Origin of the sequence: Chryseobacterium sp. IT-36CA2, assembly GCF_949767875.1 — a bacterium.
GTDB lineage: Bacteria > Bacteroidota > Bacteroidia > Flavobacteriales > Weeksellaceae > Chryseobacterium.
Genome location: NZ_CATKPG010000011.1, coordinates 180,574 through 202,629, shown reverse-complemented (window position 1 = coordinate 202,629; position 22,056 = coordinate 180,574). Strand labels below are relative to the sequence as shown.

The 22,056-nt window shown below is 33.5% G+C and carries 22 protein-coding genes; 14 read left to right on the top strand and 8 right to left on the bottom strand.

The features are described from left to right. The first annotated feature begins 52 nt into the window (after nt 1-52). The 4 genes from ACM6F9_RS01740 (at nt 53) to ACM6F9_RS01725 (ending at nt 3,263) form a co-directional block, all read left to right on the top strand. Complete coding sequence (locus tag ACM6F9_RS01740) at nt 53-1,219, top strand: helix-turn-helix domain-containing protein (protein ID WP_414844136.1); 1,167 nt, start codon at nt 53-55, stop codon at nt 1,217-1,219. Continuing rightward, the gene (locus ACM6F9_RS01735; RefSeq protein WP_414844135.1) at nt 1,219-1,632 is read left to right on the top strand and encodes a hypothetical protein; all 414 of its coding nucleotides are present in this window, start codon (nt 1,219-1,221) and stop codon (nt 1,630-1,632) included. Before ACM6F9_RS01740 ends, ACM6F9_RS01735 begins: the two co-directional genes overlap by 1 nt. A 207-nt stretch (nt 1,633-1,839) precedes the next feature. Further along, the gene (locus ACM6F9_RS01730) at nt 1,840-2,013 is read left to right on the top strand and encodes a hypothetical protein (protein ID WP_414844134.1); all 174 of its coding nucleotides are present in this window, start codon (nt 1,840-1,842) and stop codon (nt 2,011-2,013) included. An 8-nt stretch (nt 2,014-2,021) separates the two neighbouring features. After that, on the top strand, nt 2,022-3,263 hold the full coding sequence (locus ACM6F9_RS01725; protein ID WP_414844133.1) for a hypothetical protein: 1,242 nt from the start codon (nt 2,022-2,024) through the stop codon (nt 3,261-3,263). Between the two features lie 68 nt (nt 3,264-3,331). Here ACM6F9_RS01725 and ACM6F9_RS01720 read toward each other — a convergent pair whose 3' ends face one another. From ACM6F9_RS01720 to ACM6F9_RS01700, 5 genes are all read right to left on the bottom strand, one after another. After that, on the bottom strand, nt 3,332-4,822 hold the full coding sequence (locus ACM6F9_RS01720; protein WP_414844132.1) for a hypothetical protein: 1,491 nt from the start codon (nt 4,820-4,822) through the stop codon (nt 3,332-3,334). 159 nt (nt 4,823-4,981) lie between these two features. Continuing rightward, entirely contained in the window at nt 4,982-5,245 is a 264-nt protein-coding gene (locus ACM6F9_RS01715; RefSeq protein ID WP_414844131.1) for a helix-turn-helix domain-containing protein, read from the bottom strand. 185 nt (nt 5,246-5,430) lie between these two features. Next, on the bottom strand, nt 5,431-5,928 hold the full coding sequence (locus ACM6F9_RS01710; protein ID WP_414844130.1) for a hypothetical protein: 498 nt from the start codon (nt 5,926-5,928) through the stop codon (nt 5,431-5,433). A 2-nt stretch (nt 5,929-5,930) separates the two neighbouring features. After that, a complete protein-coding gene (locus tag ACM6F9_RS01705) occupies nt 5,931-6,536 on the bottom strand; it encodes a hypothetical protein (RefSeq protein WP_414844129.1) in 606 nt (201 codons plus the stop codon). Next, on the bottom strand, nt 6,533-7,225 hold the full coding sequence (locus tag ACM6F9_RS01700; RefSeq protein WP_414844128.1) for a phage integrase SAM-like domain-containing protein: 693 nt from the start codon (nt 7,223-7,225) through the stop codon (nt 6,533-6,535). Before ACM6F9_RS01700 ends, ACM6F9_RS01705 begins: the two co-directional genes overlap by 4 nt. A gap of 585 nt (nt 7,226-7,810) precedes the next feature. Here ACM6F9_RS01700 and ACM6F9_RS01695 point away from each other — a divergent pair. The 7 genes from ACM6F9_RS01695 to pyk all read left to right on the top strand — a co-directional run bounded on the left by ACM6F9_RS01695 (nt 7,811) and on the right by pyk (nt 15,363). Beyond that, nucleotides 7,811-9,244 (top strand): tetratricopeptide repeat protein, encoded by a 1,434-nt coding sequence (locus ACM6F9_RS01695; protein WP_414844127.1) that lies wholly within the window; start codon nt 7,811-7,813, stop codon nt 9,242-9,244. A 290-nt stretch (nt 9,245-9,534) separates the two neighbouring features. Continuing rightward, nucleotides 9,535-10,317: a hypothetical protein gene (locus ACM6F9_RS01690; protein ID WP_414844126.1), complete on the top strand. Its 783-nt coding sequence runs from the start codon at nt 9,535-9,537 to the stop codon at nt 10,315-10,317. An 864-nt stretch (nt 10,318-11,181) separates the two neighbouring features. Beyond that, nucleotides 11,182-11,421 (top strand): acyl carrier protein, encoded by a 240-nt coding sequence (locus ACM6F9_RS01685; RefSeq protein ID WP_002976354.1) that lies wholly within the window; start codon nt 11,182-11,184, stop codon nt 11,419-11,421. Nucleotides 11,422-11,455: 34 nt separating this feature from the next. Next, complete coding sequence (gene fabF / locus ACM6F9_RS01680; protein WP_414844125.1) at nt 11,456-12,700, top strand: beta-ketoacyl-ACP synthase II; 1,245 nt, start codon at nt 11,456-11,458, stop codon at nt 12,698-12,700. A gap of 9 nt (nt 12,701-12,709) precedes the next feature. Continuing rightward, entirely contained in the window at nt 12,710-13,474 is a 765-nt protein-coding gene (gene rnc / locus ACM6F9_RS01675) for a ribonuclease III (protein ID WP_414844124.1), read from the top strand. After that, nucleotides 13,452-13,925, top strand: a complete 474-nt coding sequence (locus ACM6F9_RS01670; protein ID WP_129037755.1) for an IPExxxVDY family protein — start codon at nt 13,452-13,454, stop codon at nt 13,923-13,925. Before rnc ends, ACM6F9_RS01670 begins: the two co-directional genes overlap by 23 nt. Further along, nucleotides 13,918-15,363 carry a pyruvate kinase gene (gene pyk, locus ACM6F9_RS01665; protein ID WP_121489264.1) on the top strand — a complete coding sequence of 482 codons (1,446 nt, stop codon included), beginning with the start codon at nt 13,918-13,920 and terminating at the stop codon, nt 15,361-15,363. Before ACM6F9_RS01670 ends, pyk begins: the two co-directional genes overlap by 8 nt. 201 nt (nt 15,364-15,564) lie before the next feature. Here pyk and ACM6F9_RS01660 read toward each other — a convergent pair whose 3' ends face one another. From ACM6F9_RS01660 to hutI, 3 genes are all read right to left on the bottom strand, one after another. Next, complete coding sequence (locus tag ACM6F9_RS01660) at nt 15,565-16,857, bottom strand: aldehyde dehydrogenase family protein (RefSeq protein WP_414844123.1); 1,293 nt, start codon at nt 16,855-16,857, stop codon at nt 15,565-15,567. A 138-nt stretch (nt 16,858-16,995) separates the two neighbouring features. Continuing rightward, complete coding sequence (hutG, locus tag ACM6F9_RS01655; RefSeq protein WP_414844122.1) at nt 16,996-17,916, bottom strand: formimidoylglutamase; 921 nt, start codon at nt 17,914-17,916, stop codon at nt 16,996-16,998. An 83-nt stretch (nt 17,917-17,999) separates the two neighbouring features. After that, on the bottom strand, nt 18,000-19,223 hold the full coding sequence (gene hutI, locus ACM6F9_RS01650) for an imidazolonepropionase (protein ID WP_414844121.1): 1,224 nt from the start codon (nt 19,221-19,223) through the stop codon (nt 18,000-18,002). Nucleotides 19,224-19,483: 260 nt separating this feature from the next. On the opposite strand from hutI, the gene ruvB reads away from it, so the two are divergent. From ruvB to ACM6F9_RS01635, 3 genes are read left to right on the top strand one after another with little or no spacing between them, the layout of a single operon-like run. Beyond that, the gene (gene ruvB / locus ACM6F9_RS01645; protein ID WP_142719109.1) at nt 19,484-20,506 is read left to right on the top strand and encodes a Holliday junction branch migration DNA helicase RuvB; all 1,023 of its coding nucleotides are present in this window, start codon (nt 19,484-19,486) and stop codon (nt 20,504-20,506) included. Nucleotides 20,507-20,557: 51 nt separating this feature from the next. Beyond that, on the top strand, nt 20,558-21,169 hold the full coding sequence (locus ACM6F9_RS01640) for an FMN-binding negative transcriptional regulator (protein ID WP_414844120.1): 612 nt from the start codon (nt 20,558-20,560) through the stop codon (nt 21,167-21,169). Between the two features lie 13 nt (nt 21,170-21,182). Next, on the top strand, nt 21,183-22,049 hold the full coding sequence (locus ACM6F9_RS01635) for an MBL fold metallo-hydrolase (protein WP_414844119.1): 867 nt from the start codon (nt 21,183-21,185) through the stop codon (nt 22,047-22,049). Nucleotides 22,050-22,056 lie beyond the last annotated feature (7 nt).

Genomic DNA, 22,056 nt, shown 5'->3' with positions numbered 1-22,056 from the left:
ACACTAAATTCGATTGCTTGCTACTAATGAAAGGTTTTCAAAAAATATTTAGATGAAAGTATTTAGCCTTCTAGAAAAACACACAAATTTTTATTTTTTTTCTAAAATTTTTATTTTTTGTGTGTTTTTTTTATTACCTTTGAAAAAAATAATTACAATGAACATCGGAAATAGAATAAAAGAGCTAAGAATGCAAAAAGGACTTTCACAAGAAGACCTTGCTGTACGTGCTAATTTCTCTAAATCCTATATTCAAAAGTTTGAGGATGGAGCAAGAGAAATAAAATCGTCTCAATTGTTTCAATTATCAACAGCATTAGGAGTAAGTATTACGGATATAATACAGGAAACTGATTATAACTCTGACGAATTTGTTTTGCGTAATATTGAATTTAGAGAGGGGTATAAAATTTTAGATGTAAAATCTTTTGAAAAGAGAGTAATTTTAGGAGATATTTTACATATCAAATATCCAGCTTATTGTAAATTGGAAAAATTGATGAACGAAAGCATAGTTTTTCAAAATCCATTAAAAAAGTTTGAAGTTATTACTCGCAAAGAGCAGATTGAGGAAGCTGCTATAATTTTAAGGAAAAAATGGAAATTCGAGAATACGCCAATTTATAATTTAGTAAATTTCTTAGAGGATTTAGGTATTAAAATTTTCGAAATTGAAGAAGATGAAGGTTTTGCAGGATTTTCTTGTTGGGAGAAAAACACACCAATTATTGTAATAAATATTGCTAATACTGATATTGCGCGACGAAGATTTACCATCTTGCATGAATTATCCCATCTACTTTTGAGATTTAACGAAAACGATGAAAATATAGAACATTTTTGCAACTATTTTGCAGGAGCCATGCTTTTACCTAGTGAAGCACTTAGTGATTATATAAATAAAAGTTCTGATAGTATTACTTTAGAAGAATTGAAAAGAATCAAAAGTAAATATGGAATTTCCATTTTAGCAATTTTAGTACGAATGGTAAATTTAGATTTCATATCGTGGAATAAATATCACGAATTTAAAGAATTATATAACTCTTGGAAAGATAAAGAGAGTGATTTTGGAGATGAAACAATAAGCAGATTTGATTATTTAATAGCTAAAGGATTACGAGAAAATATTTTTTCAAAAGATATGGCAAGTGAGCTTTCTGGTATTTCGATTAGCCAATTTAACGAAGATTTAATTAACCGAAAATTCTCTTTCTAATGATGATGGTATTGAGTGACATATTACTTCTTAACCTAATGAGGGGTCTAAGACTATTAAAAAACAAAGAATTTTGTGTATCAAATTTTTATTTAATTGGGAACTATCTTAATTCTCAAGAAAAATTAGTTGTAAAAGCTCTTACAGAAGATGATTGTATCGAAGTATTTGAACTAGCAAATGACTTTTATACATTCTTCAATACACATCGAAATACAAATTTTGCGGTAACAGAATTATCATCTGTTTTTTATGCAAAACAAAACTCAATACCTTTAGTAACTCATTGCGAGAAGCTAGCAGATTTCGCCAAGACCTTCAATATAGTTGTATATGAGATTGATACCGCATTAAAGGTAATTAATGTCGAACAAGAAAGAATAAACTTTTTAAACAGTATGAAAATAGTATAGAACCACAGTAATAAAAAAGAAAAAGCCTAAAATACGGTTAAGAAATTAGACTTTTACTGAAGAATAATTATTTTTCTTCTTGAACTTGAGACCTCAAAATTAAAATAATTAAACTTTACTACCAAGATTTTTTTCTTAAATCTTTTAGAATTTCTTCTTATGTTACTGTTTTATAGATAATTATTAATTTTTAAAACAGTCGAAATCATGGCTACAAATGCACCAAAAGACGGAAGTCGAAAAGGAGCGGTAAGAGACCGTTCACAAGTTCAAAACCCTAAGACAGGATTATGGGTTAAAAGAGATGCCAATACAGGCAGGTTTATAGATGTTAAAACATCTAGTGCTAAACCATTTAAAGGAATTAGAAAAGAAAAGTAAATTTAATTATGAAACAGAATTTTATTCAAAAGAATGTTTATTTCGACCCCGAAAAAAATAATGGGAAAATAAAGGTCGAAAAGTTGTGTCAATTAATAAGTCAGCATCCTTACAAGGAAGCTATATTTGACACTTTTAATGTTAATGACATTAAGGATGATGTGATATGTATTGACTATATTGATAACATTTATGAGAGAGTTAAGCATTATAATGAAAATTATAATAGGAGTTCAATTTTCGCTCAAATAAAGGATATTAATGTGTATGAGGAAGAAAAAAGAATTGGTGATGAAACAGAAAAAAATATCACTTTTCAATTTGAAGAATATGTGGATATTGATGAAGTCAAAACCGATTTAAAAGCTATAGCAATTTATGACTCTAAAAACACATATTTAGATGAGTACGAAATGACTAAATATGCTAACAATTTATTTAAAATTGGTTTATCGGGTTGGGCTAACGAAAATATAAAATATTTTAAGAACTTAGCTCAAACCAATAGTGATTATAACAAACATCGTAGCTATAGGCTCGTAGAGCATGAAGGGCAAATTTATTTAAGAGGTATTACATCAACCACAAACTATTATGAATATGGTGTAGATTTTACATTTGTTGTATCAATGCTTATTTTGCATATTAATATGAAAGCAAATAAGGGTATTGAGTATCGGATTAAAAGTTGTGCTTTAAATGAATCCAAACTTGATTTGATTGTTTCCGAGAAATATAAAAAAGATGCTGGAGCTTTTGGTAAAGTTTCTGTTGCAATTAAAATCTCAACAAACGATTTAGGACAAGGTTCACTAAATTTTTCCAATATTATCAACGTTGGTCATATTGATGAGAACGGATTTTATTTATATCCTAAAAAATCAGAGGTTGAGAACAATAAACTTCAAATATATCATAATACAAAGCCAGGAAATGTATTACCAATATTAAATGATATGGATGGTATTTTAAATACAAGTGATAAGTTTATTGAAGAGCTAAACTCTATAAAAACAATAAAAACTCCTGACGAATTGAGAATTAAAATCTTAGGAAAAATTGAAAATCCTAGAAGCTCTTTCAAAGGAATTAGAAAATTAGCAGACATTTTTAGTAGAAAAATCGATAATGAAATTTCTAGCTTTGTAAAGCTATTAGAAATGTGTAATAAAGCAGAGGAATTAGATATTGAATTTGATTTGAAAGATAAATTACGATATATAATATTATACGGGAATACAAAAAACTAAATCTAAATAAAAGTCACTAAAAGGAAATATCCATAGTGACTTTTTTATTTACAGATAAATTGTCTCATTTATGCAACTTTCAGACACTCATCACTGTTACACCATAATTCCGATTTAAAACTTGGCAAAACACCATTAGAATAACTTAAAAACATTTCCTGCACCATAGATTCTAATATAGGAAACCAACTTTGTGTAGTACAGAAAGAATCATGTATTGTCCAAAGTGGCATATCAGGATTTATTTCTGCAATTCGTTTTGTAATACTATCAATCACACAATCGGATTCAACCTGTTGTAGAAGTTTGGGAAACAGTTTGAACGAATCTTTTTCATCGGAAGTAGTTTTAAAAATTTCGATGCACTCACACAGCAAAGGAAAATGTTGTTTGAATATCAGATACTCTTTTGACGGTCTTTTGAGGGGAGTATAAAGAATCTGCAAAGTTAGTTTTTTCATCATATCTCGTTTAGTCGGGAACTCTTTCACTTCTGCTTTACCAGTGTCTGAATTGTAAAATTTCTTTCTAAATACACCATCATAATCAGGTTTAATATCTGGAAAAAGTGGCATCAAAAACTCATAAAATTTACCTGTCAACACAGCTTTTTTCAACGGAGCAAATTCCTCTTGAAACGCCTTACTAGAAGTAGTTTCTTGTAATTTCTGCAACATAGTACCTATATTCTCAATTCCAAACACTCTACTCATAATCTCAATAATCTTACTATTACTCAAACTTTCCAATACCAAAACCATAAAATAGGGTTGTGAGTTCTTAATGTCGAGACTTTGAATGTTTTCGCCGTAATAAGTTAGATATGGACGGAATTTAGATGGCATGTTGGTTAGGTTCGAATGCAGTCTGTTATCTGAATCAGGATTGCGGGAAATACGGTAACATTGCTCTCTAAACATTAATGCAGTATACCAATAGCTATATGCTTTAGCCATTATAGGATTCAATCTAGTGTACTTCAAACTGTACTTATTGTAACAGAACTCTGTCTGCAAATCATATTTAAGGCGGTCAACATCAAGGAACAGCCCATCATCAAACCATTTGGAAAGATGCAGACAGTCATTACCGACACTTTCTCTCAGCAGATTTTTGACCAAAAATTTATCCGTCATTTCAAATATTGAAAAATCCAGACATTCAGTACCTTCAAGTTTGATATTTGCAAAGTTGTATCGGTAACGTTTGCAATGACGACCTTTTGAATGATTTTTTTTCTCCAGAATACCAATCTGTACAAAGTATTCAAAATATTTATTGTAATTAGAATCTTTCTTTTTTAATCGTTGGGAATCCATAGGTATAAATCCATCTTGATAAATTTTATCTTTTTTGTATGCAGGAATACTGATAACCAAACTCAGGAAGTAAAGGGCATTATCCCATTTAAACCCTTTGAACGGTGGTTGCTCCTGCTTTTTTTCCTGAAGATAATTAACTATGATTGTAGGTAATACTACTTTCCATTGATAGCCCTCGTGATAAAAGGCTGATGCATTGATTTTACGGTTTGATTTTTTACTTTTATATTGTTGCATATTTATTTGTTTTTTGCTAAAAATTAGGCACAGCAATAGCTCTCCATAGTTCCTTTACTACGGCTAAACCTCTGAATTGTTAACGTTTTTGGAGATTTGTGTACAGTGGGTTCTTATACGTAATCAAACCGCACCTACACAACAGGGAAAGATTGTTTGCTAAGAAGCCAATCTTAATTTTGCTTGAATCTCATCACGGGTATAGTACACTCTACCACCAAAGTTGATGGGAACTAAAACCTCGCATTTTGACCAATTGTTTAATGTTCCGAGCGAAACTCCGAAATACTCTGCTGTTTCATCTCTTGTCATTAATTCTTTACCTTCTGGCTTATACATTTCTGCCAGTTTACACTCAAATTGATTTAATTTATCATCAATTAAATCCTCAATTGTTTCAAAAAACTCTTTAAAAAATTTCATTTTCTTTTATTAATTCTAATTTTACTACCACAAAATTATGAACTACATAAACGAAATACAAAAGCATTAAAATCGTTTTAATCCTTTCGTACCCTTATTTTTAACAGAAAATCGAATTTGAATCTATCAGGGAGTTTCAGAGAAAAGTTAAAATTTGTTAAAATTGAAAAATATCGGAACAGCACCTAAAAACCAATTAACCAATCCCAGATACCGTTCTGTACTTCCGAAGGTTCTCGAACAATAAAAGACTCCATGAAACCAAGCCACGACAATTCCAATAGATGGTTAGGAATCAAATTAGTATCTTTTTCACGCTTATACCTTTCTTGAAGTTCAGGCATTTCTGCATCCAGTGTCTTGATTTTTTCTAACAACTCCCACATCGTACTGTATGTATCGTAACCTAATTGCTCCTGCATTTCCGTAGCTGTCACATCTTGGTTAATCACATACAGGTATATCGCACCTAACCAAATACGAAAAGGGAGCTTACTCCCTCTCATTCTGGTTAATCCTTTCAGATATAAAGTTGCTTTACAACCTCTGTTTTTACATTCAAAACAGGCTTTTTTCCGCAACCAATAGAAACCTCTTGTGTCATTGCATTTACACCTCAATCCACGCTCTAAAACAAGCTCTTTAAGGCGTTCAGCGCATTCGCTTTCAGTAGGTAAATTCATTATTAAAATCCTAAATTGGTAAAAAACTTAGCTGTTGACTTAGCTTTTTCAACATCTGTTTTATTAATATATGTTAATAGTTGTTTTTCCGTAGTATGTCCCGTGAAGTTCAACAAATAAGCAGTAGGTATTTTTTCATAAAAATTTGAAGCAAAACTCTTCCTACCAATATGAGAAGTTACAAGCTCATATTTAGGATAATAACCAAAAACCTTTCGTGTTATCTTACTTTTATCTTCTCTTTCAACTACCATAACCTTTCCATTATATACTATTTCATTGATACCCGAAATTTCACAAACTTGTTTGATATAAAGATTTAGATTAACATCGGAAATTTTTTGGGGAAATTCTCCTCCCCTCTTAACTAAAATATCCTGAACTTTCTTCAACAATGGAATTTTCATTCTTGCGTTTGTTTTTTGCTGAGTAAATTCTAAGTATTTCTGTCCTTCGCTATCCTCTACAATCATTGATGAAGTAAATCTCAAATAATCACTAACTCTTTGTGCAGTGTAACAAGCTATCAATAACCAGTCTCTTGCATTATCCAAATAATCAAAGGGCATTTCTTTTTCTTCGATTCTTTTAAGTTCATCAAAAGTCAAATATATAGATTTAGGTACCATTTTAGTAGCCTTTCAATATCAAATTTCCACATTGCAGTATGTTTGTGTATTTCAATATCAAAAGATTCAGCCACTTTACAAATCATTTTAAGAAATTTAAGATTCCGATAAGTAGTTGATATTTTATAATTTTCCTTTTGACAATATTCCTCAAAATCAGTTTTAAAACTATTATCTATATCTTTAAATCGCAAACTTTTAAAGTTTTTCTTTCTTGTCTTCCTATCTTCGACATATCTAATCAAAAGTTGTTTTACAACATTTGCCTTCTTTATAGTTGATTTAGCAACATTCCTTTCCTTTAGTGAAATGTAATCGTCTATAAACAAAAGTACGTTGTCAGAATATTCCTTTTTATCTGGCTTTGATTTAGTTGGCAGAATTACATATTCCAGCCAATCCTTCAGGTCAATATCTGGACTCTCGTCATTATACTTAGAGATAATCTCTGTTTCCAATTTAATTAAACGGATATTAATTGTTTCGGAATCATTCTCTGTTATTTTCTTTGAAGTAAGTTTACACTTACCATCTTTCCAATCCTTCGGTTTACATTTCAGATAAGGTATTGGGACTTTTATATCAATGCCCTTATCTCTAAATCTTACCCAAATTGTACATTCTTTGTCTGCTACTTTTCCGCGAATAAAAAAACTTACTGATGCCATTTCGTGATTTCAAAATTGTTCCCAAAATTGTTCCCGAAAATCAGAAGATGCCTGTCTATCCTCTGCTTCCAGTCGAAAACCAATGGTAGAATAAGCATGTAGAAAGCTTATGTATTGCTTGTTTGGACGAGGGTTCGAATCCCTCCAACTCCACTTACTAAAAAAGGGACTTTTATAAAAAGTCCCTTTTTTATATTAAAAATTTTCAACTTCCGTATAAAAAAGGATTTACACTTTAGCATTAAAGGTATGTTCTTATTAGATTAGATTTCACAATTGTTTTACAGTGAATAAAATTCATCAAAAATTGTAAAACAATATCATGTAGTACACACACGAAATCATGTAGTATCCATATAGTAGCATACGAGTGGGAAGTTATATGTACAAATCCCTACTATTGCGCCTTCAAAATAAAACAATATCATTTTTTTGATACACAACCAAATTCATTCATAATAACTTATTTATAAATAAATTAAATGAAATACGGTTTGTTTTATTAAATTTATTAATTCAATACATAATATTGTATTGATAAATTATTCCCACAGTCAACACAAACAATAAATACATTTTAAAAACATGATGAAATTACTTTTTTTATTTTTCCCACTGTTATTTTTTTCTCAGCAAAAAATAACCACACAGAATATTGATAATAAACTGGAAAAATCTAATGCCTTTCTTTTTGATGGGAAGACAGATGAGATGATTAAACTCAATCATTTGATTCTGAAGGACTCCAGGCAAATTAATTATCCAAAAGGCAAATCATATGCATGCTATAATTTAGCACTTGCTTATTCTATGCAGTATAGATATAGTAAAAGTAATTACTATCTCAATGTGATGGAATCTGAGTTTAAAAATTTAAATGAAGATGATGAAGGAATTGCTGTGAATATTTTATACAGTATGAATTACAAAGGAACTAAAATGTATGACGAGGCATTAAAAAGGCTTAAAAGAAACTTAGTTCTGGTGAATAAAATAAAAAGTGACTCTGCAAGACGTTTTAACAGAATCGTAACTTTGGTTGAGATGGCTAAAAATTATATGGAGAAGAAGGATTATGATTCCGCGACGTATTACTCTAGATTAACTGTTGAGGAAGCAAAAAAATCAAAAAAAACTGACACAGGGCTCAACACGAGCTTAAAAATCGCTATCTTAACTTTAGTTGAAACAAAAATTAAACAAAACAAAATTGATTCCGCTGAATATTATTTTAAATCTGCCCAATCTGTTCCTATAGCATTAGGAAATAATGAATTCAGGACATTTCAGCTTTTAGGAGACATCAATAGGGTAAAAAACCAGAATGACTCGGCTATTGTAAACTATCAAAAAGCAATAATACTGGCTAAAAAAGTAAAAAATTATAAAAAGCTATCAGAATTGTACAATTCAATATCAGAAGTTTACAGAAAGACAGAAGAAACTCAGCAGGAAAAAAAATATCAACTTTTGCATAATACCCTAGATGATAGTTTAAAAGTCATAGAAAATGAGAATCTGAAAGACACTGTAAACCTTCTTGTAACAGATAAGCAAAAACCTCTTGCAGATAAAAACAATCTTTTAATTCTCATCATATGCATTGGCGTGATAAGTTTCATTATTATTGGATTCTTCATCAAAAAAAGAGAACGTAAAAAGAATGAAATTATAGATACTAAAGAACAGGAAACCAAACAATTAACCCAGCAGCTCAATATTGCTTTTGAAGAAGTGGTGCAGCTGGCTAAAAAAAACGACCCTACTTTCATGACAAGATTTCAGGAAGTTTATCCAAGTTTCTTTCCCAAACTTTTACAAATTGAACCTGATTTACAAAACAGTGAATTAAAATTCTGCGCGTTATTATTTCTCAATTTTTCTTCCAAGGATATTGCAGAGTATACTTTTATAAGAGCAAGATCAGCACAGACAAGAAAAAGCAGATTAAGAAAAAGACTTAATATCCCTTCCGAAGAAGATCTTTATATATGGATAAAAAATATCAATCAGAATTAAATACTACAATAGAGATTATTATGCTTAAGTTTTACATCATTTAACCTAATTATCGGAAGCATTACAATAGTTTTTAAATTTTAAAATGAAAAAGAAGGCAAAATTCGTATTAATTATTAAGATTTATTATGTCTATTAAATAGCAGAACATTATTTTAGTATTCTAATTTTCAATCAGTTAATCTCGCGTGGCATCCATGTAGTATTTGTTTTTTTTGTGAAAAGTATTTAAAGCAACAACTTTGCCCCAGGTTTAAAAATTAAACCCTTAAAAATACAAAACAAAAAAAATGAAGACAAAACTTTTATTTCTAGCAGGCACATTATTGATGTCAGTTAATGCTTTTTCCCAAGTTGGTATAAACACTACAACGCCAGATCCTTCCTCTATACTGGATATTAAATCCAGCAATAAAGGACTTCTTATTCCCAGGGTAGCCCTTACCGGAAAAAATGACCTTACGACAATCCCAAATCCGGCTAATTCCTTATTAGTGTACAATTTATATAATGCTGGTACTTCTCCGAATGATGTTCGTGCTGATAATTTTTATAAGTTCAACACAACCAATAATAAATGGCAGCTTTTGCTTGATGAAACGAGTATGCCCACAATGGCACCTACACTATTTAGGCTTGATACTGATATAAATAATTTTTTGAATGGAGTTAATGCAGGAAGCTCCACCGTAATTCCAATGAATTTAGTGACTAATAACATCAGCGGACTATCATACAATGCTGCTACCAGCACCATTACATTTCCTGCCGGAATTTTCAAAATGGAATTTGTTTATGAAGGATATCATAATGCAGCTGGCTGCAATGTAAGTTCTTATATTGTTGATTTTCCTGATGGAGCAGGGGCAGCAATTAATAGAATCCATAGCACAGCTTCTCATATGGAAACAACTATTAGTAACCATGGTGGCACAATAACCTATACAACTAGTGTTCCGGCCGGAAGGACATGGTCAATAAAACTAGGTAGAGGACAATCAGGAAACTGTGGTGGCCCAGGGGGATTCTTAAAATCTAAAAGCACAGAACTGTTAATTTTTAAAATGGATTAAAATGCATTTCATCATTTTTTATATGAATTACAATATCTAACTATTTTAATACTTTTTATTCGATTCTACATAATATAAATGAATCACAATGATCTCTATGCAGGACATCAACCTGTATAGAGGTTTGTTGTAAAGAAAAAACTTAAGAAAAACAAACGTTTTTCACCTCAGGCATTTATGTTCTGACCTGGGAAAGAAAAATCCAATTCATTACAATAAAAAGAAGCTTTTCCTGCTCCAGGGACCACTGATTTTCAGTGGTTTTTATTTTAAAAAATTATGATTCTAATTAACACAAATGAATCATTGGCAAACAAGCATAATCTTTAGCATCACTTTTAATAAAAAGCACCTTCTTTATTCTGCAATCAATATAATATAGAACTAAAATTTCATCATCCAGTTATTGAGCATTTAAAATGATAAGCTTTTCCTCTTATTTTTAAAATTCAACTTGAAAATCTAGAATATAAATTTATTTTAGAAGCATATATTTTCATTAAAATGAATCTTTTAAATTGAAAAACAGACTTACACTGCTGCACAAGAAATAGTAGATCATCTTAGGCTGTATATAAATCTTTTGAAAACAATATGACTTTAGGAATTACTTGAATAATTTCAATTTAATAAATACCTATAAAAAAAGAAAAGAAGAGTTTAAAAAGGAGATGTCATTATTTAAACAATGACTTTTTAATTTCAAACTAACAAGCACTACAATATAACCATCTGAAAACTAAAAGACTAAAGCCAAACAATCTAAAATGAAAGCTTCTAGTCCACAAAAAAGACTAAAAAAATGTTTTATCGTAAAGAATTTTATATATTTGCACCATCTAACAATTAAAAAAATAATTTACTATGTCAGACATTGCATCAAGAGTAAAAGCTATCATCGCTGATAAGCTTGACGTTGAAGAAACAGAAGTAACTCCTGAAGCTAGCTTCACTAACGATTTAGGAGCTGATTCACTAGATACAGTTGAACTTATCATGGAATTTGAAAAAGAATTTAACATTCAGATCCCTGATGACCAAGCTGAAAAAATTACTACTGTAGGACACGCTATCGCTTACATCGAAGAAGTAGTAAATAAATAATATTCTTCAACAAAAAAGAAATTAAACAAAGTTTATGGAATTAAAAAGAGTAGTTGTAACCGGATTTGGAGCAATAACACCAATAGGAAATAATGCAAAAGAATACTGGGAAAATCTTGTAAAAGGTGAGAGCGGTGCCGCTCCGATTACTCTTTTTGATGCCACAAACTTTAAAACAAAGTTCGCTTGCGAGGTAAAAAATTTCGATCCGTTACAGCATTTCGATAAGAAAGAGTCTAAAAAAATGGACCGAAATACTCAGCTGGGACTTGTTGCAGCAAGAGAAGCAGTAGCACATTCTGGAATTATTGAAGACAATGTAGACAAAAACAGAGTCGGAGTAATCTGGGGTTCCGGAATCGGAGGTTTAGAGACTTTTGAAACTGAAGTGTTAGGATGGGCCAATACGGAAATTCCGAGATTCAACCCTTTCTTTATCCCGAAAATGATCGCGGATATCACTCCTGGGCATATCTCTATTGAGTACGGTTTCCACGGGCCAAACTATACTACTGTATCTGCGTGTGCTTCTTCAGCAAACGCTATTATTGATTCCAAAATGCTGATCCAGCTAGGAAAAGCAGACGTGATTGTATGCGGAGGCTCTGAAGCAGCCGTTACAGCAAGTGGTGTCGGTGGATTCAATGCAATGATGGCACTTTCTACAAGAAATGACGATCCTAAAACAGCTTCAAGACCTTTTGACAAAGACAGAGATGGATTTGTGCTGGGAGAAGGAGCAGGATGTATTATTCTTGAAGAATATGAGCACGCTGTAAAACGTGGTGCTACAATTTATGCAGAATTATTAGGAGGAGGTTTAAGTGCTGATGCACATCACATGACCGCTCCACACCCTGAAGGCCTTGGTGCTTATCTGGTAATGAAGAGTTGCCTGGAAGATGCAGGTTTAACTGCTGATGAAGTAGATCATATCAATATGCATGGTACTTCTACTCCATTAGGAGACATCGCAGAATCCAATGCAATCTCAAGATTATTAGGCGAACACGCTTATGACATTCAGATTAATTCTACAAAATCAATGACAGGCCACCTTTTAGGAGCTGCTGGTGTTATTGAAGCTATTGCTGCATTGGGAACTATTATTCATGGTACTGTTCCTCCTACCATCAACCATTTTACTGATGATGAAAATATTGACAGCAGACTAAACTTTACGTTTAATACAGCTGTGAAGAAAGATGTAAAAGTAGCCATGAGCAATACTTTTGGATTTGGCGGGCATAATGCTTGCGTTCTATTTAAGAAAATCTAAATTCAATGAATGGAGTTACAGAAATACTTTTCTAAATTCCTTCTCAAAAAAAGAAAAAGACAACTAACGGAGAGAGAGTATTTTCTCAGTACCGAACTTAAAAAAGTATTGGGTACAGAGGTACAAAATATTGCTCTTTACCGCGAAGCTTTTTCTTTGAAAAATTCTTCTAAAAATCAAGACAGCAACTACGAAAGACTTGAATTTTTGGGAGATTCTGTTTTGGGTACAATTATTTCTTGTCATTTGTTCCAGACCTATCCTCAAGCCAACGAGGGATATCTGACACAAATGAAATCTAAGATTGTTAATAGGAAAAATCTCAATAAATTAGGAGAAGACCTCAAGCTTACCAGCCTTTTGCAAAAGCAAAACAGTTCTTCAGCTTTGGGTGAGAATATCTCCGGAAATTTATTTGAAGCTTTAATCGGTGCCGTATATTTGGACTTCCATTATGATACCTGTAAAAGGATTATTTTGGAAAAATTGTTGACCCCTTCCGAAATCAATAAGCTTGAAAACAAAATTGTGAGCTATAAAGGTCTCCTGCTCGAATGGAGCCAGAAGAAGAAGGTCAATATAAAGTACGAAACCTGCGAGGAAATACAAGTTAATAAATCTGTTATATTCAGGTGCCATGTATGGCTGGGAGACGAAAAAATTGCAAATGCAACAGAGACTTCCAAGAAGAAAGCAGAGGAAAAAGCAGCACAGAGGGCATTTTATATTTTAAATAAAAAAGAAAATATACTTGGAAATCCAAAAACTTTATGATCTTGATGATATAGAATTTGAAGATATTGCCATAGGATTGGTAAGATTAGCCAAAGATATACCCGCTCATGAGTTTTTCTATAAAATAAATCAAACCAACAACCTCAGTTTTTCAAGAAAGAAAGATCTTGTCTTTCATGGGGGGTATTATGATTATTTTTTTCCAAGATATGAGGCCTACCACAAGTTTTCAAAGACCTGTTTTACCTTCATTTCCAATAAATCTTCTGAAAGTAAGCAAAAAAAAATTCAGACAGAACTCTTTACAGAAGAAGAAAACATTAAATTTTTATTAAATAATCAGGTAGATGTGGAATATATTCTGCATAGTTCGGAACAGTTTCCTGATTTTTCCGTAATTTTGCTCCCTGAAAATCTTGTGTTTCCAATTCAAGATTATACACTGAGTTCTGAAGAGGAACTTTATCAAATTATCCAGTATTATGAATAAGTATTTAAAGAAGACAAAAATTATCGCAACACTAGGGCCTGCTTCATCGTCGAAGGAGGTAATGTTAGATTTAATGAAAGCGGGTGTTGATATTTTCAGAATAAATTTTTCCCATGCAGATTACGACTTAGTTCGAAAAAATATTGAAATAATTAGAGAGCTCAACAGCGAGTATGGTTATTCAGTAGGAATTCTGGGAGATCTTCAGGGACCTAAGCTGAGAGTAGGAGTTGTAAAGGAAGGGTCTTACCTGAATCCAGGTGATATTCTTACTTTCACCAATGAAAAGATGGAGGGAGATTCCACAAAGGTGTACATGACTTATCAACAGTTTCCACAAGATGTAAAAGTAGGAGAAAGAATCCTTATTGACGATGGGAAACTAATGTTGGAGGTTATCGAAACCAATGAAAAGGATACTGTAAAAGCGAAAACCATTCAAGGAGGTCCGTTAAGTTCTAAAAAAGGAGTTAACCTTCCTAATACGAATGTTTCTCTTCCTGCTTTGACAGAAAAGGATGTTCAGGATGCTAATTTCATGCTTGACATGGAAGTAGACTGGATTGCTCTTTCTTTCGTACGTCACGCACAGGATATCATTGACCTAAAAGAATTAATTGCAAACCATCCGAACGGTAAATTCAAGACTCCGATTATTGCGAAGATTGAAAAACCTGAAGGTGTAAAAAATATCGAAGAAATCCTTCTTGAATGTGATGGATTAATGGTAGCTCGTGGAGACCTTGGAGTGGAAGTTCCAATGGAAGAAGTTCCTGCTATCCAGAAAAACCTTGTAGAAAAAGCAAGATTCTATTCTAAGCCGGTAATCATCGCTACTCAGATGATGGAAACGATGATCAACAGCTTAACACCAACTAGAGCGGAAGTAAATGACGTTGCTAACTCTGTATTGGACGGAGCTGATGCAGTAATGCTTTCCGGAGAAACTTCTGTAGGCAGATATCCGGTACAGGTTGTGGAAAACATGGCTAAAATTGTAAAGAATATCGAAACTACTCATTTTTACCAACACAAAAATGAACCAATCGAGAAAGATTATAACTGTATTGATGAGAGATTCATTACTAACAGGGTTTGTCTTGCGGCAGTAAGAATTGCCAAAACAACCAACGTTTCTGCTATTGTAACGCTTACTCATTCCGGGTATACGGCTTTCCAGCTTGCAGCACACAGGCCAAACTCTCATATCATTGTATATAGTGGTAACAGAAGAGTGATTGCTATGCTGAATCTTCTTTGGGGTGTTCACGCATACTATTATGATATGAAGAAATCTACCGATGAAACAATTATCCAGGTAAATATGTTAACGCATAACTACGGTTATATCGAATCCGGAGATTTCGTAATCAACATCAATGCTACTCCATCTTACGAAGGTGGAAAAACAAATACGCTGAGACTGACGACAGTATAAGCAATAAGCAATAAGCAATAAGCAATAAGCAATAAGCAATAAGCAAAATTACTTTTTGTCAAAGCATATAAAAAACTCCCGGAAATTGATTTCCGGGAGTTTTTATTTTTACAAGTGGTAATGTTGTCATTCTGAACGAAACGGAGTGAAGTAAAGAATCTCTGAGATTCCTCGGCTCCTTGGAATGACATCCATACCTATTTAATTACCTACAATGGTCTTAGCCGTTACAAATTCTTTTAAAGCCAATAAAGACAACTCTGTCCCATATCCTGAAGCCTTTGATCCTCCGAAAGGAAAACGTGGATCAGAGCTCGTCATACGGTTGATATTGACTGTCCCTGACTCAAGATTTTCAATGAAAAATAACTGGCGGTCTTTATTTTTAGTCCATACGGAATTTGAAAGCCCGAAAGGAATATCATTGGCCATCTGTAAAGCTTCTTCATCATTCTTCGCAATCATAATCATACCAAGAGGCCCAAAAAGCTCTTCTTTTAAAATCGGATTACCTTCCTGAACCCGGATTAAACCTGGTTTAAATTCATTTTCAGAAACTCTTTCCAGAGGAATGATGATTTCCGCACCACTTTCCAATGCTCTGTTGAATTGTGCTTCCAATTCATCAGCCAGATCCGGTCTTGCCATCCCTGCCAGTTTGGTTTCTTTATCTAAAGGATCTCCAATCTCATATTTTTTATATTCTTCAATGAATATAGGTAAAAACTGATCTTCGATTTTTTCATCAATGATAAATCTTTTGGCTGCTGTACAGGTTTGTCCGCAGTTTTGAAGTCTGGACTTCGCTCCTGCTTTTGCTGCTGCTTCCAGATCCGCATCTTCAAAAATGATAAAAGCATCGCTTCCGCCTAATTCAAGCAAAGATTTTTTGATATTTAAACCAGCAATTGAAGCTACTTCTCCTCCAGCTTTTCCACTCCCTGTAAGACTTACTCCTCTTACAGCATCATGCTCAAGAATTTCTTTTACAGCCTTATGTCCTACTTCAAGATTCTGAAAAACACCTTCCGGAAATCCTGCTTCCAAAAGAACTTCTTCAATGGCATTTCCACTTCCGAAACAAATTGAAGCATGCTTCAAAACAATTGTATTACCTGCTAAAATAGCAGGAGTAGCAAATCTCAGTACCTGCCAAAAAGGAAAGTTCCACGGCATTACGCCTAAGATTACTCCTTTCGGAGCATAATGAACTTCAGAATAAGCAAATTCTGATTCTACTTTTTCAGGTTTTAAAATATTCTCAGCAGCGGCATAATAATTCATCATTAAAGCACACTTTTCCACTTCAGCAATAGACTCTGAAATGGGTTTATTCATTTCTGTTGTAATTATTTTACCAAATTTCTCCGAATTATTCTTTAAAATTTCCGCTGCTTTTGCAATTAACTTCTGCCTTTCCTCAAACGGCACTTTTCTCCACACTGAAAACGCTTTATCTGCTTTAATAAGCTTGCTTTCAATTAATTGTTCCATAATATAAATTTCTGTTTTAAATTCAGCTAATGAATTTATGAGTGCTTTTATTTTAAAAGCACGATGAAATCAGCAAATTCCATTCCTTAAGGGTCAATAAAATAATGATTTTCTCTATCGGAAGAATATAACTTTATCTTACATCATTAGCCATTCATTCACAAGACATGCTGCCAGTCTTGCTGTTCTGTCCTGAATATCGAAGGAAGGGTTAACTTCCGCTACATCCAGTGCCACCAATTTTTTATTTTTTAAGATATGTCTGTAAAAATGCATGAAGGCTGTATCTGCAAAGATACCATTATATGCAGCAGCAGAAACTCCGGGAGCCACTGATGCATTAAAAACATCCATACAAATGGTAAGATAGGCATAATCTACATTGTCCAGCAGTTCATCAATACGCTGATAGATGGAAGTAAGATTTTCAAAAAATAATTCGTCTGCCAGGATATATTTCATCCCATACTGATGGGCTGTATCAAAAAGCTTCAATGTATTGGAGTTCCTCTGGATTCCAATATGCAAAGAATTAATGGGGCCTTCCTGTGCAATCTGCCAGAATCCGGTTCCTGAGCTTGGTCCTACTCCTTTTTCCGGCTGTCTGTTATCAAAATGGGCATCAATATTAATAATCCCTATTTTCTGTTCGGGAAAGGCTGTTTTAATACCTAAATAATGAGCATAGGTAACTTCATGTCCACCTCCTAAAACAAGGGATTTTCCGCCTTTTAAAAGAACTTTTGAGACATTTTTGGCAAGGTTATTCTGAGTATTTTCCAGATTACCGTCTTCACAGGTAACATTCCCAAAATCCAGCAGTGAAAAATCAGGAAGAATCACCGGAAAATTAGACATATTTTTCCTGATCACATCCGGGGCATCTTTCGCTCCCTGACGGCCTTTGTTTCTTCTTACACCTTCATCTACAGCAAAACCATGCAATGCAAAATCTCCCGCAGAAATATTGTCGTAATTACGTTCTTCTTTTACTCTTTGAAATAATCTGTGATGGAGAAGTTCTTCTCCGTCTAATCTGCCTTGCCAAATGTTACTCATTATTCAGTCATTTGCCTATTGTCTGTCTTTCAATCAACAGATTTTCAAATTGATTGAAAGACAAATATGGTTAATTTATAATTTTATATCAGATTTCCATTAATATAAACATGTTCTGCATTCAAGCTTCCTTGATTATAAAGTACATTTTGGAAATTATTGGTTTTGAATGTGACAAAATCAGCTTTTTTTCCGGTTTCCAGCTGTCCTCTATCTTCAAGATTCAACGCAAAAGCAGCACGGAAAGTCATTCCTGCCAACACTTCAGCAGTAGTAAGCTTCTGGAAAGTGGCTAAAATAGATGCTTGGGTAATTAAATTCCCCATGGGTGCAGAACCGGGATTCCAATCACTTGCAATAGCTACAATAGCGCCTGCATCTAATAATTTTCTTGCGGGAGTAAATTTCTCGCCCAATCCTAAACTTGCTCCCGGAAGAGCTGTTGCTACAGTGTCAGATTCTGCCAAAAACTGAATATCTTCATCTATTGTTGCTTCCAAATGGTCTGCAGATTTCGCTCCCACTTCTACTGCAATTCTTGAGCTTCCTGGGGTAAACTGATCTGCATGAACCGTAATTTCAAAACCTAAATCTTTCGCTTTAAGTAAGAATTCCTTACTTTCTTCAGGCTGAAAAGCTGACTTTTCAATAAAGATGTCTACTCTATTGGCCAATTCTTCTTCTTTTACTTTCGGTAAAATTTCTGTGATGATATATTCAAGATATTCGGGATTGTTTCCTTCAAAATCTCTTGGTTTTAAATGGGCGGAAAGGCAAGTAGGAACTAAAGTTGCTTTAGTTTCATTTTGTGCTTTTTTAATAATTCTAAGCATTTTCAGCTCATTTTCCACATCCAGACCGTAACCACTTTTCACTTCAATGGTTGTAACTCCCAGATCAACCAAAAAGTTGATTCTTTCTACCAGAGTTTTCAATAATTCTTCTTCTGAAGCATTTCTTGTATGCTGTACGGAACTCCAGATTCCACCGCCGCTTTCTGCAATTTCCAGATAGGTTTTCCCGGCATTACGCATGGCAAAATCATTGGCACGGTTTCCTCCGAAGCAGATATGGGTATGTGAATCGACAAAGGCTGGAAGAACAATCTGTTCTCCATCAATCTGTTCAATTTCTATGTTGGGATTTTCTGTTTTTAATGTTTCAAAATGTCCAACTTTCTGAATGGTATTCTGATCTACTACAATTCCTCCGTCTACAATAATTTCAAGTTGTTCATCGGAAAGTTTTCCTCTTAATGGTAAGTTAGCAAGCGTTACCACCTGCTTAAATGGTCCTATTAATTTCATTTATTTAAAGTTAATGTAATATTTAGATGCATGCTGATTGATTCTTCTTTCAACACTTGTTTTCTAAACATTCAAAATTTTATTAATTTTTATTAATAATTTCTCCTCTCAAAAATACTTAAAATATCCCAATTATTTAAATCTTAGCTGTTCTCATTTTCAACCTTGGCTTAAACCTCTGTATCAATCTTAACGTTTTCTCGATCTGCCCTTCAACCTTACTCGAAATTTGCTATCTTTGAAGTAAATGAAATGAATTAATGCCAGATTTTTTACATCCAGATAAGGAAAACTACTCACGAGAGGAGCTGATGCAGGAAGAACAGATCCGTCCCCAAAGCTTTAAAGATTTTGCGGGACAGAGAAAGACGCTGGAGAACCTTGAGGTTTTTGTTACCGCTGCTAAAAGACGTGGCGGAGCGCTAGATCATGTTTTATTGCATGGTCCTCCGGGATTGGGTAAAACTACATTAGCCAATATTATCGCGAATGAACTTGGAGTAAACTGTAAGATTACTTCAGGTCCTGTACTGGACAAACCTGGAAGTTTAGCTGGTTTATTGACCAATCTGGAAGAAAATGACGTTCTTTTTATCGATGAAATTCACCGTCTTTCTCCTGTAGTAGAGGAATATCTGTATTCAGCAATGGAGGATTATAAGATTGATATTATGCTGGAGACAGGTCCTAATGCCAGAAGTGTACAAATTGGACTGAATCCTTTTACATTGGTAGGAGCTACTACAAGAAGCGGTATGCTTACTAAGCCAATGCTTGCCCGATTCGGGATTCAAAGCAGGCTGGAATACTACTCTATTGAGCTTTTATCTATGATTATTCAGAGAAGCGCAAGGGTTTTAGGAGTCGTTATTTATGAAGATGCAGCCATTGAAATTGCAAGAAGAAGCCGTGGAACGCCAAGGATTGCGAATGCATTATTAAGAAGAGTACGTGACTTTGCAGAGATCAAAGGAAATGGTGAAATTGAAATCAATATCACCAAATATGCATTAAATTCCCTGAATGTGGATGAATTCGGGCTGGATGAAATGGACAATAAGATCATGCGCGTTATGATTGAAAACTTTAAAGGAAAACCGGTTGGTATTTCTGCTTTGGCAACATCTATTGCAGAGAATCCTGAAACACTTGAGGAAGTTTATGAACCGTTTCTGATTCAGGAAGGATTTATTATCAGAACTCCGAGAGGAAGAGAAGTTACTGACAAAGCTTACAAACATTTAAATATTACAAGACCTAAAAACCCTGGAGAGCTATTTTAATTCAAATTTTTGAGTTCGAGGTTTAAGGTTAATAAGAATTTATTTTAGTTTATGTTTATACCGAAATTATACAGAAGTGAAGATTTTGATGTGATGAGGAAGATCATCAAGGAAAATTCTTTTGCATTACTGATCTCCTCTGTTGATAAGATAAGAGCCACTCATTCTATGATGATGCTCAATGAAGATGATCCTGAAAATATTTATGTTGAAACTCATATTTCAAGAGCTAATCCACAGGCGAAAACCTTAAAAAACGGCGATGAAGTTCTTTGTGATTTTTTAGGTGCCCATACTTATATATCCAGCAGCTGGTATGATCATATTAATGTTTCCACATGGAATTATGAAGCTGTGCAGATTCATGGAAAAGTTGAATTAATGAACCAAGATGAGCTGTATGCCCATTTGGATAAATTAACATCCAAATATGAAAATTTCCAGCAATGTCCAATGATGGTGAAAGATATGGGAAAAGAATTTGTGGAAAAGGAAATGAAGGGCGCTTTTGGGATTAAAATAATTCCAACCGAAATATTTATCAAACAAAAACTTTCTCAGAATAGAAAAGAGAATGATTTTAACAACATCATTACTCAACTTGAGCAATCTGATGATAACGCAAGAAAAATTGCTGAGAAAATGAAAGCAATAAAAAAATAATCAAAATATACATATGAAGTTATATCCAATACAATGTGGAAAATTTAAACTGGACGGCGGTGCTATGTTCGGAGTCGTCCCGAAGAGTTTGTGGGAAAAAACGAATCCTGCAGACGAAAAAAACCTAATCGAGCTGGGAACCCGTTCCCTGCTTATTGAAGACGGAAAAAAACTAATCCTGGTAGACTGCGGTCTTGGTAACAAACAGGATGATAAATTTTTCGGACACTATTCTCTTTGGGGAGATGATACTCTTGATAAGAATCTTAAAAAATATGGCTTCATAAAGGAGGATATTACGGATGTATTCCTTACTCACCTTCATTTTGATCACTGTGGTGGTGCTATCGAATGGAACGATGACAGAACCGGATACAGACCGGCCTTCAAAAATGCCAACTTCTGGACTAATGAAAACCACTGGCAATGGGCAACAGAGCCTAATGCAAGAGAAAAAGCAAGCTTCCTGAAGGAAAATATTATGCCGATGCAGGAAAGTGGTCAGCTTAACTATTTACCTCTTCCTACTATCGGAAATTATGGTTTTGCTCCGGATCTGAAGATGGATGTCATCTTTGTAGATGGTCATACAGAAAAACAAATGCTTCCGGTAATTCAATACCAGGAAAAAACTGTTGTTTTTGCTGCAGACCTTATTCCTACAGCAGGACACATCAACCCGGTATATGTGATGGGATATGATACCAGACCTCTTTTAACAATGGAAGAGAAAGGAAAATTCCTGAAACAATGTGTGGATAATGAATATTTATTATTCTTTGAACATGATGCTCACAATGAACTTGCAAGTCTTAAAATGACCGAAAAAGGAGTGAGACTTGATGAGACGTTTAGCTTTAATGATGTTTTTGGATATTAATTTTTAA